Origin of the sequence: Pseudoalteromonas sp. MTN2-4 (genome assembly GCF_042848605.1) — a bacterium.
In the GTDB taxonomy this organism is placed as follows: domain Bacteria; phylum Pseudomonadota; class Gammaproteobacteria; order Enterobacterales; family Alteromonadaceae; genus Pseudoalteromonas.
The window spans coordinates 37,685-51,995 of record NZ_BTGK01000009.1; the positions used below are offsets into that span (position 1 = coordinate 37,685).

12 protein-coding genes are annotated in these 14,311 nt (G+C 42.9%); 7 read left to right on the top strand and 5 right to left on the bottom strand.

All coding sequences use genetic code 11. The features are described from left to right. Positions 1-224: 224 nt before the first annotated feature. The 5 genes from accC to cutA form a co-directional block, all read right to left on the bottom strand. Positions 225-1,568: an acetyl-CoA carboxylase biotin carboxylase subunit gene (gene accC / locus ACGHEH_RS17500; RefSeq protein ID WP_390447917.1), complete on the bottom strand. Its 1,344-nt coding sequence runs from the start codon at positions 1,566-1,568 to the stop codon at positions 225-227. 23 nt (positions 1,569-1,591) lie between these two features. Further along, positions 1,592-2,056: an acetyl-CoA carboxylase biotin carboxyl carrier protein gene (gene accB / locus ACGHEH_RS17505; RefSeq protein WP_390447919.1), complete on the bottom strand. Its 465-nt coding sequence runs from the start codon at positions 2,054-2,056 to the stop codon at positions 1,592-1,594. A 17-nt stretch (positions 2,057-2,073) separates the two neighbouring features. Further along, positions 2,074-2,535, bottom strand: coding sequence for a type II 3-dehydroquinate dehydratase (gene aroQ / locus ACGHEH_RS17510; RefSeq protein ID WP_349284788.1), 462 nt, complete (start codon positions 2,533-2,535; stop codon positions 2,074-2,076). A 231-nt stretch (positions 2,536-2,766) separates the two neighbouring features. Continuing rightward, positions 2,767-4,533 carry a protein-disulfide reductase DsbD gene (locus tag ACGHEH_RS17515; protein ID WP_390447923.1) on the bottom strand — a complete coding sequence of 589 codons (1,767 nt, stop codon included), beginning with the start codon at positions 4,531-4,533 and terminating at the stop codon, positions 2,767-2,769. Continuing rightward, a complete protein-coding gene (gene cutA, locus ACGHEH_RS17520) occupies positions 4,533-4,853 on the bottom strand; it encodes a divalent-cation tolerance protein CutA (RefSeq protein ID WP_390447925.1) in 321 nt (106 codons plus the stop codon). Before cutA ends, ACGHEH_RS17515 begins: the two co-directional genes overlap by 1 nt. A 351-nt stretch (positions 4,854-5,204) precedes the next feature. Here cutA and ACGHEH_RS17525 point away from each other — a divergent pair, with 351 nt between their 5' ends. From ACGHEH_RS17525 to ACGHEH_RS17555, 7 genes are all read left to right on the top strand, one after another. Further along, entirely contained in the window at positions 5,205-5,747 is a 543-nt protein-coding gene (locus ACGHEH_RS17525) for an FxsA family protein (protein ID WP_138629624.1), read from the top strand. A 151-nt stretch (positions 5,748-5,898) separates the two neighbouring features. Then, positions 5,899-6,186 carry a co-chaperone GroES gene (locus ACGHEH_RS17530; RefSeq protein WP_058028548.1) on the top strand — a complete coding sequence of 96 codons (288 nt, stop codon included), beginning with the start codon at positions 5,899-5,901 and terminating at the stop codon, positions 6,184-6,186. Positions 6,187-6,232: 46 nt separating this feature from the next. After that, a complete protein-coding gene (gene groL, locus ACGHEH_RS17535) occupies positions 6,233-7,879 on the top strand; it encodes a chaperonin GroEL (protein ID WP_390447928.1) in 1,647 nt (548 codons plus the stop codon). 181 nt (positions 7,880-8,060) lie between these two features. Beyond that, positions 8,061-9,320 (top strand): endonuclease/exonuclease/phosphatase family protein, encoded by a 1,260-nt coding sequence (locus ACGHEH_RS17540; RefSeq protein ID WP_390447930.1) that lies wholly within the window; start codon positions 8,061-8,063, stop codon positions 9,318-9,320. Positions 9,321-9,565: 245 nt separating this feature from the next. Then, positions 9,566-10,630 (top strand): efflux RND transporter periplasmic adaptor subunit, encoded by a 1,065-nt coding sequence (locus ACGHEH_RS17545; protein ID WP_390447932.1) that lies wholly within the window; start codon positions 9,566-9,568, stop codon positions 10,628-10,630. After that, a complete protein-coding gene (locus tag ACGHEH_RS17550) occupies positions 10,630-13,683 on the top strand; it encodes an efflux RND transporter permease subunit (protein WP_390447935.1) in 3,054 nt (1,017 codons plus the stop codon). Before ACGHEH_RS17545 ends, ACGHEH_RS17550 begins: the two co-directional genes overlap by 1 nt. Positions 13,684-13,789: 106 nt before the next feature. Further along, on the top strand, positions 13,790-14,275 hold the full coding sequence (locus ACGHEH_RS17555; protein WP_390447937.1) for a DUF3016 domain-containing protein: 486 nt from the start codon (positions 13,790-13,792) through the stop codon (positions 14,273-14,275). The last annotated feature ends 36 nt before the right edge of the window (positions 14,276-14,311 follow it).

Sequence of the window (14,311 nt, forward strand, 5' to 3'; positions counted from 1 at the left end):
AATCCGCAATAACACTTAATCATTTTGAGGGATTAAACCTGATGATAGCTGCGTTAAAGATCTCTCAATTAGAACAACTAAATAACGAAATATTTGCCTTGCTACCAACAAGGTTTTCTTACCTCAAAATAGACCGCTTAGTTAAGCGGATTGGTATTAGCTTCGAATTAAAGACATGAAAAAACCGATATCATTGATATCGGTTTTTTCATAAAAGTAGTGTCTTATTGAAGACCTAGCTTTTTCTCGAGGTAATGAATGTTCGTGCCACCATTTTGGAAGTGCTCATCCGCAAGGATGTCTTTATGTAATGGTGTGTTGGTTTTAATACCATCAATTACTAATTCATTTAAAGCATTACGCGCACGCGCGATTGCAACGTCACGGTTCTCACCATAAGTGATAAGCTTACCGATCATTGAGTCGTAATGTGGTGGTACGCTGTAGTCAGCATAAATGTGGCTGTCCCAACGAATACCTAAGCCGCCTGCAGGGTGGAAGCGTGTGATTTTACCCGGTGAAGGAATAAAGCTCACAGGATCTTCTGCGTTAATACGACACTCAATGGCGTGGCCTTTGATCACAACGTCATCTTGTGTGATTGATAGAGGTTGACCCGCAGCGATTTTCAGCTGCTCTTTGATTAGGTCAACACCAGTAACCATTTCAGTTACAGGGTGCTCTACCTGAATACGAGTATTCATTTCGATGAAGTAGAATTCGCCATTTTCGTATAGGAATTCGAACGTACCTGCACCGCGATAACCGATTTCGATACATGCACGTGTACAACGGTCACCGATGAACTTACGCATTTCAGCTGTAATACCAGGTGCTGGTGCTTCTTCAACGACTTTCTGGTGACGACGCTGCATTGAACAGTCACGCTCACCTAAGTGAATTGCATTACCTTGACCATCAGCTAACACTTGAACTTCGATATGACGTGGGTTTTCAAGGAATTTCTCCATGTAAACCATGCCATTACCAAAGAACTGTTTTGCTTCCTGTTGGGTTAATGCGATTGAATCAATTAACTCTTGTTCAGAGCGAACAACACGCATACCACGACCACCGCCGCCGCCAGCTGCTTTGATGATTACCGGGTAACCAATACGCTTAGCAATTTGAACGTTACGCTCGTTGTCTTCTGTCAGTGGACCGTCAGAACCTGGTACACAAGGTACACCCGCTTTACGCATCGCTTCGATGGCTGACACTTTGTCACCCATTAGGCGAATTGTGTCGCCTTTAGGGCCGATAAATACGAAGCCACTTTGCTCAACTTGATCTGCAAAATCAGCATTTTCAGATAAGAAACCGTAGCCGGGGTGAATTGCAACTGCGTCAGTTACTTCAGCCGCAGCAATAATACGAGGAATATCTAAGTAACTCTCAGCAGCAGCTGGTTTACCGATACAAATCGTTTCGTCTGCAAGTAGCACGTGCTTTAAGTCACGGTCAGCTGTTGAATGCACAGCAACCGTTTTAATACCTAGCTCTTTACAGGCACGCAATACGCGAAGTGCAATTTCACCTCGGTTCGCAATGACTACTTTGTCTAACATAGCATTTGCCTTCTATTGCGTGATTATTCGATGATAAATAGTGGTTGGTCGAACTCTACTGGCTCACCGTTTTCAACTAGGATAGCTTTAACTACACCCGCTTTGTCAGCTTCGATTTGGTTCATCATCTTCATCGCTTCAACGATGCATAGTGTGTCGCCAACGTTTACAGACTGACCAACTTCAACGTACTTAGGTGCTTCAGGAGAAGCCGCTGCGTAGAAAGTACCAACCATTGGAGAAAGTACTTTATGACCCGCAGGCTCTGCCGCTGCTGCTGGAGCCGCTTCAGCTGCTGGTGTAGGTGCCGCCGCAGGTGCAGCTACAGGAGCTGGTGCTGCAGCATAATGCTGTGGTTGTGCTGCAATAACTGGAGCGCTACTGTGACGGTTAATACGTACCGACTCTTCACCTTCAGTGATCTCTAGCTCTGCAATACCTGATTCTTCTACTAATTCGATAAGTTTTTTAATTTTGCGAATGTCCATGATGGCCCGCCTGTTAGTTAATTTGCGTTATTTTTGTTGTGCAGTAGATGATGTGCGGCATTTAATGCTGCCTCATAACCTAGTGCGCCTAATCCACATATCACCCCTTCGGCCACGTCAGAAAAATAAGACTTATGGCGAAAAGGTTCGCGTGCATGTACGTTAGATAAATGCACTTCGAAAAACGGTATGCTGACACTTAATAGCGCATCGCGCAGTGCGATACTGGTATGAGTAAAAGCGGCAGGGTTAATGACAATGGCATCGATAGCTTGCCATGCATCATGAATTGTATTTATTAGCTCTGCTTCACTATTACTTTGTACATGTGTCAGCGTGATATTCAGTTGCTCAGCTTGCTTTTCAAGGTTGTTCACAATGTCAGGCAAAGTCTGTGTGCCATATTTATCAGGCTCTCTACGGCCTAACATATTCAAGTTTGGGCCATTGAGTACTAAAATCTTAAATTTTGCAGACATAATTCGCGAAATTCCTTAAAAGCTATAACAAACTAAAAACTCACTCTATTTAGTTCGTTAAACTAAGCCGTTCGATTGAAAATAGCAACTTTTTCTCACGTTCGCAGACTATTATAGAGAGTTCGTGTTAAATAGCAGCAAAATACTGGTCTAATCAGCAAGGTGATGAGGTAGGTCAATAGCCTAGGCTGCTTGCTGAATTTATCAGCTCACAGCCTAAGGTTTGTATGATTATTGTACGGTTTGGCGGACTTTTTCTAGATGAGATGTAAATTCTTCGGCGCTTTGAAAGCCAGTGATCCGTAAATTACTCAGCTCATTGCCTTGCGCATCAAAAAATAAGATGGCAGGTAAACCAATCACATTAAAGGTTTGGTAAATCTCTTTACTCACCTCATTGGTCACGGTCAGATCGAGCTTCAACAAAGAGAAGTCTTTAAACGCTTGCTTCACTTTGTCGTCTGAGAAGGTGTATTTCTCAAACTCTTTACAGGCGACACACCAATCAGCGTATAAATCGACCATGGCAATTTTACCTTGTTGGTTAGCTTGGGCGACTTCTTCACGCAGTGCAGCTAAATCCGGCAGCAGTTTAAACTTACCATCAGATGCGGTAGCAACAGTTGTTACTTTGGCTGGTGGCATTAATACATGCTTTGCCGTTAATACACCACCTATCATGAATAACACGGCAGCAGCCCAAAGTGTTGTTTTAAGCTTACTGGCTTGCTCTTGGCTTTGCCAATGGTGCAAAAATAGTGCGGTAATAATCAGCCAAACGCTGCCAAGTAAAAGAATGGTATTCCATTCAAGAATACGCTCTAACAAGACTAAAGGCACAACCAGCATCACGAAGCCAAACAGCATCTTCACTTGCTCCATCCAAGCGCCAGCTTTAGGCAGCAATTTACCGCCAGAAGTACCCAATAGTAAAAGTGGTAGGCCCATGCCAAGGCTTAGCACATAGAGAGTTAAACCACCCACGAGATAGTCGCCACTTTGCGCAACATATAGTAGGGCAGCAGAGAGCGGAGCCGTGGTACACGGTGAAGCAATTAGGCCAGAAAGCACACCCATAAAGAAAACGCCCGTATAGTTACCCCCTTTTTGTTGGTTGCTGACGTTAGTTAAACGCGTCATAAACTTTTCTGGTAGTTTAATTTCGTACCAACCAAACATGGCAAAAGCTAGTAATACAAACAGTAAACTGAAGCTAATCAGTACCGCAGGACTTTGTAAGTAACCTTGAATTTGCCCTCCAACCGCAGCCACAACCAGACCAAGCGCAGCGTAAGTGACGGCCATGCCTTGTACATACACAAATGACAGTGCGAATGCTTTTTTCGTCGATAACTTTGATTGGCCGGCAATCAAACTAGATAGGATAGGGAACATAGGGAACACGCACGGTGTAAATGCTAGCAGCACGCCAACCCCAAAAAACACAGCTAGGTTGGTTAAAAAGTCTTGTTCAGCGAGTTTATTGACGAAGTCGTTACTATTATTACCTGCTGGTGCAGCCGTTTCAGTGGTTTTACTTGGCTTATCTGATGCCTTGTTCAGCATAGAAAGCGGAAGAGTGATCACTTCTGGTGGGTAACAGAGTCCAGCTTCGGCACAGCCTTGATAGCGAATTTTAACGACGGCATCTTCACCAATGTCACTCAGTCTAGAAACAACAACCAGCTCATCAAAGTACACTTCAGTCTTACCAAAGAACTCATCTTCTATTTCAATACCAGGGTCGAGTTCCGGCACTTTGATTTTGGCATTCTTTGCAATGATTTCGAGCTTATGCTTATAAATGTAGTAACCAGGTGCTATTTCCCAGCCAGTGAATAAAATAGTGCCTTGCTGATCGAAATCGAACTGAAAAGCTTCGTTTACCGGTAAGAAGGTTTGTTGTTTTGGGGCTAAAAGGCTATTTAACACCGTGTTGTTCGCTGCTTGTGCGGGAAGCATAAACAGCAAGCAAAGCAAAAATGCCACTATGCGCATTAACTCAGTACCTCATTTATCCAATTAAAATAGTCAGGGTTGCCAGTCGATACATCAAGAACTTGGATCTCAGGCACATCATAGCTGTGGTGGCATTTAATACATGCCATTAATTCTTCCAAGCGTTGTACGTTGGTCTTAATGAAAAGTTTACTTTCTGTTTGCTGTGCAACTTTTCCTTGCCATACATACACAGACTCCACTTCGGGCAAAATGTTTACACAGGCAGCCAATTTTTTTTCAACGAGTATCGCAGCAAGTTTGCGCGCGTCATTTTCAGTCTCACATGTGGTGAGTACAATTTTATTATCGCTTGTCATTAGGTGCTTTTCTCTAAAACCTGTTCATCGAAACCACGTGTCATACCAATCCTCTTAATTAAGTGAGCTATTTTGAGGCAAGGAAAACTGCTCGATAGCAAGGTGAAAATTTTGCTATTTAGTTGCTCTAAATAAGAAATTTTTAACGAAGCTAGCGTCAGTTTTAGTCCCTCAAAATGATTAAGTATTATTGAGGATTGGTATCATACTAGCGCAATGAATGTGCTAGCCCAAACGCTCGTTTACGCAAACTTACAATAAAGTTGCCATATCAAGGTGTATTTTGCGCCAGATTACTTGAAAATAGACCGAACTAGCCATATTTCTCTTTCATTGACTTTAGGAGACACTATGTTCCGTATTTTATTTTTGCTTTTTATTGTGGTTCCCATTATTGAGATTGCGCTACTTATTCAAGTGAGTGATGTGATCGGTGGGTTTGCGACCATCGCATTAGTCATTATAACCGCCATCATCGGTGCTAAATGTGTTAAACAACAAGGTTTAGGTGCGTATACCAATGTGCAGCAACAAATGGCACAGGGCCAGTTGCCGGGCGAGCACATTTTTACCGGTCTGTGTGTGATAATCGCAGGTGTACTATTGATGACTCCGGGTATTATGACTGACGTACTTGGTTTTCTTTTATTAACCCCAGCTGTGCGCCGCTCATTATCTAAGGCGTTATTGGCACAAGCATCAGTAAAAGTACAAACTGGCTTTGGTGGTGGTTTTGGCGCAGGCTTTGGTCAAAGCGGTCAACAAAGTACGCAGCAAAACAACCCTTTTGAGCAGCAAGCAAATCGTCCGTTTGAAGACGCGCAACCTCGTCAACCAGAGCGTAATGTTGACGGTTCGAACACCTTTGAAGGTGAATATAAACGGAAAGATTAAAAATTTTTTAATTTTTTCTCTTGGGTTTTGAAAAATACATCCCCATAAAGAGTTGCAACAAATATTTAAAGTTTTAGCCCAAGGCTATTGGGCTTAATTGGTAGAAAATTAACATTCTGTCATTGTTCAAATTGTTAGGAGAACAACACACATGAACATTCGTCCTTTACATGATCGCGTTATTGTTAAGCGTCTAGAAGAAGAAACAAAGTCTGCTGGCGGTATCGTACTAACTGGTTCTGCTGCAGAAAAATCAACTCGTGGTGAAATCGTTGCTGTTGGTAACGGTCGCGTGTTGGACAATGGTGAGGTGAGAGCACTTCAAGTAAAAGCAGGCGACACAGTGCTGTTTGGCTCATACATTGAGAAAACAGAGAAGATCGAAGGTCAAGAGTACCTGATCATGCGCGAAGACAATATCTTAGGTATTGTTGAATAAGTCGAACTTACGGTTTTTACATACAGAATTGAGAGGAATATAAGACATGGCAGCTAAAGAAGTATTATTCGCAGGTGACGCACGCACAAAAATGTTAGCGGGCGTAAACGTACTGGCAAACGCAGTAAAAGTAACTTTAGGTCCAAAAGGCCGTAACGTTGTTTTAGACAAGTCATTTGGTGCACCAACTATTACTAAAGATGGTGTATCTGTAGCGAAAGAAATCGAACTAGAAGACAAGTTCGAAAACATGGGCGCGCAGATGGTTAAAGAAGTAGCGTCTAAAGCAAATGACGCTGCAGGTGACGGTACTACAACTGCAACTGTACTAGCACAAGCTATTGTGAATGAAGGCCTTAAAGCGGTTGCTGCGGGTATGAACCCAATGGACCTTAAGCGTGGTATCGACAAAGCAGTTGTTGCTGCAGTGGAAGAACTAAAAGCGCTTTCAGTTCCTTGTGCAGACGCAACTGCAATCGCACAGGTAGGTACTATTTCAGCTAACTCAGACAAAGAAATCGGTGACATCATTGCAGAAGCAATGGAAAAAGTAGGCCGTGAGTCTGGTGTTATTACAGTTGAAGAAGGTCAGTCTCTAGAGAACGAACTAGACGTAGTAGAAGGTATGCAGTTTGACCGCGGTTACCTATCTCCTTACTTCATCAACAACGCTGAAAAAGGCCAAGTTGAGCTAGATAACCCGCACATTCTTTTAGTAGACAAAAAAGTATCTAACATCCGTGAGCTACTTCCTACGCTAGAAGCGGTTGCTAAAACAAGCAAGCCACTACTTATCATTGCTGAAGACCTTGAAGGTGAAGCACTAGCAACGCTAGTAGTTAACAACATGCGTGGCATCGTGAAAGTTGCTGCGGTTAAAGCCCCAGGTTTCGGCGACCGTCGTAAAGCAATGCTACAAGACATCGCAATTCTAACTGGCGGTACAGTTATCTCTGAAGAGATTGGTCTAGAGCTTGAAAAAGCGACGATTGAAGACCTAGGTACAGCTAAGCGCGTTGTTATCACTAAAGATGACACAACAATCATCGACGGTGTTGGCGAGCAAGCGGCAATTGATGGTCGTGTTGAGCAGATCAAGGCACAAATCGCAGAAGCAACCTCTGATTACGACAAAGAAAAGCTACAAGAGCGTATGGCTAAACTAGCTGGCGGCGTAGCAGTAATCAAAGTAGGTGCTGCAACTGAAGTTGAAATGAAAGAGAAGAAAGACCGCGTTGAAGATGCACTACACGCAACTCGCGCAGCGGTTGAAGAAGGTGTTGTACCAGGTGGTGGTGTTGCACTAGTTCGCGTAGCAAGCAAGATTGCTGAGCTGACAGGTGACAACGAAGACCAAAACCATGGTGTTAAAGTAGCACTTCGTGCAATGGAGGCACCACTTCGTCAAATCGTTTCAAACGCAGGTGACGAAGCATCAGTTGTTGTAAACAACGTAAAAGGTGGCGAAGGTAACTATGGTTACAACGCGGCAAACGGTACTTACAACGATATGATCGAAATGGGTATCCTAGATCCAACTAAAGTAACGCGTTCAGCACTTCAGTTCGCTGCATCAGTTGCGGGTCTTATGATCACAACAGAAGCAATGGTTTCTGAAATCCCGCAAGAAGCACCAGCTGCACCAGACATGGGTGGTATGGGCGGAATGGGTGGCATGGGCGGCATGATGTAATCATCCACCAAGCACTAAACGCTTATAAAAAACCTCGCATTCGCGAGGTTTTTTGCGTTAAGGGCTATGCTTAGTGACTCGTCGTAATGCGTTGAGTTATTGAAATTAAGTATTTACTCTAAGGCGATTTTAAATTCTAACAGCTGCTGGGAACCGGGCTCAGCACGTAAAGGATATTTTCATGAATAAAAGTGTATTGGTGTTTAGCATATTAGCCAGTTTAAGTGTGGCAGGGTGTTCGTTGAATCATTCAAACACTAATGAGTCGACTAGATTGTCATCTCAAGAAATACAAAGCCAAACGCAAACCCGTGATTTGGGTGTGCCTGCTAAGCAAGGTGAGCTTCGAGTTGCGGTTTTTAATGCGTATTTAAATCGTAAAAATGCCGGCGATATTCTGGCTGATGTGCAAAGCGGTAACGATACACAAATTAAAAAAGTGGCAGAGATCATTCAACGCGTTCGTCCTGAGGTGTTATTACTGGCGGAGTTCGATTATGTAGCTGATGGCAGTGCGGTGAAAGCGCTGCTTAAAAATTACTTAAACGTCAGTCAAAATGGTGTGAAAGGCATTGATTATCCTTATTTTTACTTTGCAGAATCTAACACGGGTATTGTCACTGAATTTGATTTAAACAATGACGGCAAAGCGGGTGTCGGCGGTGGTGATGCTTATGGCTTTGGGGTCTTTCCTGGGCAATATGCCATGGTGTTGTTATCGCAGCATCCAATCATCACAGATGAAGTACGCACTTTCCAAAAGTTCTTATGGAAAGACATGCCCAATGCAACGCTGCCAGTAAACCCAGAGACGGGTGAAGCCTGGTATAGTAACGAAGAGTTTGAAATCTTTAGGCTGTCGTCGAAAAGCCATTGGGATGTGCCAGTTAAAGTGGGGAATGAAATCATTCATGTGCTTGCCAGTCACCCAACACCACCCGTGTTTGACGGTAAAGAAGACAGGAATGGCTTACGTAACCATGATGAAATTCGCTTTTGGTGGGATTATGTGAATCCAAATGCATCAGACTATATTTATGACGATAAAGGCCAAAAAGGTGGGTTAGGCAAGAATAAGCGCTTTGTGATCATGGGCGATTTAAATGCTTCTCCTGATGAAGGCAATGGTACGGGCAACCCAATGGCTAAATTATTTGCCAGTGAATATATTAATAGCAAGCTCACGCCTGTAAGTGTGGGTGGCGTTGAGAATGCACCTAATAATCAGTTTGCCGCGACTCATACTGCAGATTGGAAGATGCGTGCTGATTATGTGATCCCATCAACATTTGGTATTCAGGTTGAGCAAACAGCGGTATTTTGGCCGAGTAAAACCGACGAGAACTATCATCTAGTCGGGCCGGGTCTGCAAAGCTCAGATCATCGTCTGGTTTGGTCTGATATCACATTAAATAAGCAGGCAACTGACGATACTAAGTAAAGCGATAAAATAATTTATTTCACTTCTTTATTTATTTTGAAACTTTATTGCAAACCGAAGCTCAAAGGCTTCGGTTTTTTTATGCTTGAAAACGTAAAATATGGCATCTAAGTTGGTAATAAATTTTTAGAATACAGCCTGTTATTCTTATAAAACTTGAAAAGTCGACTAGAATTAACGGCATGTAATTATAGTGTGTTACATCCTGCCCTTTGACATAACAACTACATCATGGTGATAAGACAATGAAAACAAGACAAATGCTTTTGATGGTCGCAACTCTGACGATCATACTTACTGGCTGTTCTGAACCGCAAAGTGATATGGCTAATCAAGGAAAACTAAGGCCTGTCAGAACATTGCAACTTGTTAAGCAAACAGAAGGACCATTACAGGAATTTCCGGCTGTTGTGGATGCGGCGAGCACCGCAGACTTGTCGTTTAAAGTGTCAGGCTCTATTACCGATTTATATGTAAAGCAAGGTCAACCGGTACAAGCGGGTGATCTGATTGCGCACATAGATGATACAGATTACAAATTAGCTGTAGACGAAGCACAAGCAAATTTTGATAAGGCCAAAGCTGATTTTGCTCGAGCAGAACAATTGATTGTGTCGGGTACCATTAGTCAATCTGATTACGATAAATTAAAGTCGCAATTTACGAGTGCTAAAACTAAGTTAGCAAATGCGAAAAATAATCTTGCATATACCACTTTAAAAGCCTCATTTACTGGTGTTGTATCACGAACTCATGTAGAACAATTTGAAGAGATACAAGCCAAACAAGCCATTGCGACATTACAAGATATCGAGCACATTAACTTAAAAGTGAATGTGCCTGAAAGCATCATGATCCGCGTCAGTAAAGAAGCGCCAAAACAGGTGTTTGCTGAATTTGCTGCGATAAAAGAAGAGCGTTTTCCGCTGGAATTTGTCGAAATTAGTACACAAGCTGATGAAGCGACAAAAACTTATGAAGTGACTTTTAGTATGTTACCCCCTGAAGGCTACAATATTTTACCTGGTATGACGGCAAAAGTGATGGCTGGGACACCAAGTCGAACAGCTGCAAACCTGTATTTACCGTTAGCGACGGTATTAAAAGATAGCCAAGGTAATTATGTTTGGACGGTCGAATCTCAAGGAGCAAACAAGGGTAAAATAATGAAAACACCAGTCGTAATTGGCGAAATTTCATCACTAGGCTTTCCTGTTATTTCAGGCGTAGAGCAGGGGGCTTTTGTTGTTACCGCGGGTATGAGCAAGGTAACTGACGGACAAATAGTGAAGTTTTCAGGAGGTAAGTAATGAATATTACTCGCCTCGCTTTAGAAAATAATCGCACCACATGGGTGTTGATCCTCGTGCTCTTACTGTCGGGGATACTCGCCTTTGACAAAATGCCGAAAGACTATGACCCAGGTTTTATTATCCGTACCGCACAAGTGGTGACTCACTTTCCGGGGGCAAGCCCACAACGTGTTGAAGAGCTAGTGACAGATAAAATTGAGAAAGTAGTACAGCAAATTCCTGAACTCGATTTTGTCAGTAGTACCTCAAAAACGGGAGTATCGATTGTCAGCGTCAACATTAAAGAAAGCTATAAAGAGATGCGGCCGATATGGGATAACTTACGCCGTAAAATTCAGTCGATTGAAAAAGATTTACCGAGCGATGCAAGAGCGCCTATCGTCAATGATGAGTTTGGTGATGTGTTTGGCGTAGTCATTGGCTTAACTGCCGAGGGTTACACCTATCGCGAAATGGAAGAAGTAGCTGAGCAAGTGCGAGATCAATTGCTTCGCTTGCCAGAAGCCGCCAAAGTCGACATCTTTGGTATACAAGAGCAGCGAGTTTTCATTGAGTTTGAAAATGCCAAAATGGCGGCACTGGGTATCACCCCAAATCAATTAAAAGATCAACTCGCGGCTCGTAACATCGTTAACCCAGGCGGCTCAATTTACATTGAAGATGAAACTTTGGCGTTGGAGCCAAGTGGTAATTTTGAGTCAGTCGAAGATATTGCTAACACCATCATCAATGTGTCGGGTAGCCAGCAAGTGATCTTGCTCAGTGATATTGCCCGTGTCTACCGGGATTACGTCGACCCTGCTAAGAGCAAGGTGAGAGTTGCCCAGCAAAGCGGCATGACCATAGCCATCTCTATGCGCCAAGGTGGTAATAACCTACTGCTCGGTGAGCAAGTCATTAATGCGCTGCACCATCTTGAATCGGTTTATCCGATTGGGGTTGAGTTCAAGCTGCTGTCATTCTTACCCAAAGAAGTTGAAAAGAAAGTCTCGGATTTTGTGTCTAACCTTGTACAAGCTGTTTTAGTTGTGACAGTGGTCATGTTGTTTAGTCTTGGTCTAAGAACGGGTTTGATTGTCGCGAGTCTTATTCCGATGAGTATGGTGTTAGGCATTTTGGTGATGTCTTTTTTCAATATCAGCATAGACCAAATCTCTTTGGCAGCATTGATCATCGCATTAGGCATGCTGGTAGACAACGGTATCGTGATGTCTGAAAACATCATGGTTCAGATGGAACGAGGGAAAGCGGCCATAGACGCAGCAGTTGATTCGGCACAAGAGCTGAAAATTCCATTGTTGGTGTCGTCTCTCACAACGGGCGCGGCGTTTTTACCTATCTTTTTAGCAGAATCGACGACGGGGGAATATACCGCCTCGCTATTTAAAGTGGTGACTATTACCTTGCTATGTTCTTGGTTATTGGCGATGACTATGATCCCAATGCTGTGCGTGTATTTTACTAAGGTGAAGAAAGAGTCTACTAATTACGATACAGGCTTTTATTTGTTCTATAAAAACATTTTGTCTGGACTGATTAAGTATCGTTGGTTCACGGTACTTGGCTGTATGGGTATGTTGTTTATAGCTATTCAAGGTATGCAGTACGTGCCTAAATTGTTTTTTCCTCCGTCAGACCGTGATTATTTCAAAGTTGAATTAGAGCTTCCTATTGGTACGCGCATTACTGCAACAGAGTCGGTTGTGCGTGATGTAGAATCGTTTATTGCCAACAACTTAAAAGTAAACGACCAAACAGAGCAAGGCGTTACTGATTGGGTGAGCTATATCGGTAACGGTGGACCTAGGTTTTTGTTAACGCATAGCCCTGAGCCAACCAGCTCGAACTATGCCTTAATGATCATCACCACGACGTCTTATAAGTATATTGATAAAGTGATGAAGCAAATTGAAGACTATGCGTTGGCACGTCACCCTGATCTGCTCTTAAAGCTGCGAAAAATCGAAAATGGGGCACCGATAGCAAACCCGGTTGAAGTTAGATTACTTGGTGATGATATCAATGTACTTATGGGTATTGTTGATGAATTAAAAGCGAAAATGCGCGAAACCACGGGCCTAAAGTCAATCAGTGATGATTGGGGTTTACCAATTAAAAAGCTGCAAATCAAAATCGATCAAGCAAGAGCTCGCAGAGCGGGCTTGTCTAGTCGAGATATTGCAAATTCATTGCAAACAGGCTTAAGTGGTATGGAGCTTACCAAATACCGAGAGGGCGACGAGCTTATTCCGATTACCTTGCGTTCAATCGCTGGTGATAGGCAAGATATTGGTAAACTTGAAGCTATGGTGGTGTATTCTCAAGCAACAGGTCGTTCCGTGCCATTGAAGCAAGTTGCTGACATCGAAGTGGTTTGGGAAAGCGCCCAGATTTTACGTCGAGATCGCCTAAAAGCCGTTAAAGTTGGGGCGCAAATTGAAGGAATTACCGCCAATGAAGGGTTTGCCCAGTTGCTCCCTTGGCTTGAGGAACAAAAAGCAAATTGGCCTTATGGCTATGACTATGAGCTCGGAGGTGAAGCAGAGTCATCGGGCAAAGCCAACCAGTCAATTGCCGATAAGATGCCGATAGCTGTCTTTATTATCGTGATTTTGTTAATAGGCCAGTTTAACTCGATCCGTAAGTCGGTCATTGTGCTTACAACTATCCCACTTGGTTTTGTCGGTGTAGTGGCTGCGTTATTACTCGGCCAGTCATTTTTTGGTTTTATGACACTACTAGGAGTAATTTCGCTGGCGGGTATTGTGATCAACAATGCGATTGTATTGCTTGAGCGCATTAAGATGGAGCTAGACGAAGATAGCAGTAATCCTATACAAGCCATTATTTATGCTGCACAACAGCGGATGCGACCAATTTTACTGACAACCGCGACAACTGTATTGGGCTTAATTCCACTGTACTTAGGCGGCGGTGAAATGTGGGAGCCTATGGCACTGACTATTATGGGCGGACTATTGTTTTCGACCCTTTTGACATTAGGAGTCGTACCTGTGTTGTACTCACTACTTTTTTGTACAAAAAAGTAGCACTTTAGAGTGTGATGTGTAAAAGTGTGTAATTGTGACCCTGAAAGGGTTCCAATTACGTACTTTTTTGTTCAATATATACACAAAACGCAATTAGGAAGTCATCATGAAAAAGTTATGTTTCACCTTACTCGCTTTGAGTATGCCATTTCTAAGTATCGCTGGAGAGGCAAAAATTACTTGGAAAGATTTTAACGATTACCACGATGTGCACCCTGCAAATGAAGCAAAACGGTCATATCACAAACGTGTCACTAAACATTTTGAAAAGCACATCAGCAAATTGGCTGAGCAGTTACCCGAAGGTTACAAATTGAATGTGACTTTTGATGACATCGATCTTGCTGGCGACTCGAGAATGGGCATGCAAGAAATACGTGTGATAAAGCGAATCTATTTTCCTAAATTGACCATTAGTTATGCCTTACAAGATAAATCAGGTGTAACAGTAAGCAGCGCCGAGAAGCTGGTACTAAAAGACATGAGCTTTATGGATCGTATTAATAAAGAGCTAGATAAGTCTTTCATCTATGAAAAACAGCTGTTGAGTGATTGGTTTGCAGATCAAGTGTTAATTAAAACCAACGCATAGTTATCCAGACAAACTTGCTCTAATTAACCTGAGCTT

Coding starts and splice junctions, on each gene's coding strand:
- accB (WP_390447919.1), bottom strand. CDS start 2,056: ATGGACATTCGCAAAATTAAAAAACTTATCGAATTAGTAGAAGAATCA.
- ACGHEH_RS17530 (WP_058028548.1), top strand. CDS start 5,899: ATGAACATTCGTCCTTTACATGATCGCGTTATTGTTAAGCGTCTAGAA.
- ACGHEH_RS17550 (WP_390447935.1), top strand. CDS start 10,630: ATGAATATTACTCGCCTCGCTTTAGAAAATAATCGCACCACATGGGTG.
- ACGHEH_RS17555 (WP_390447937.1), top strand. CDS start 13,790: ATGAAAAAGTTATGTTTCACCTTACTCGCTTTGAGTATGCCATTTCTA.
- ACGHEH_RS17515 (WP_390447923.1), bottom strand. CDS start 4,533: ATGCGCATAGTGGCATTTTTGCTTTGCTTGCTGTTTATGCTTCCCGCA.
- accC (WP_390447917.1), bottom strand. CDS start 1,568: ATGTTAGACAAAGTAGTCATTGCGAACCGAGGTGAAATTGCACTTCGC.
- ACGHEH_RS17540 (WP_390447930.1), top strand. CDS start 8,061: ATGAATAAAAGTGTATTGGTGTTTAGCATATTAGCCAGTTTAAGTGTG.
- groL (WP_390447928.1), top strand. CDS start 6,233: ATGGCAGCTAAAGAAGTATTATTCGCAGGTGACGCACGCACAAAAATG.
- cutA (WP_390447925.1), bottom strand. CDS start 4,853: ATGACAAGCGATAATAAAATTGTACTCACCACATGTGAGACTGAAAAT.
- ACGHEH_RS17525 (WP_138629624.1), top strand. CDS start 5,205: ATGTTCCGTATTTTATTTTTGCTTTTTATTGTGGTTCCCATTATTGAG.
- aroQ (WP_349284788.1), bottom strand. CDS start 2,535: ATGTCTGCAAAATTTAAGATTTTAGTACTCAATGGCCCAAACTTGAAT.
- ACGHEH_RS17545 (WP_390447932.1), top strand. CDS start 9,566: ATGAAAACAAGACAAATGCTTTTGATGGTCGCAACTCTGACGATCATA.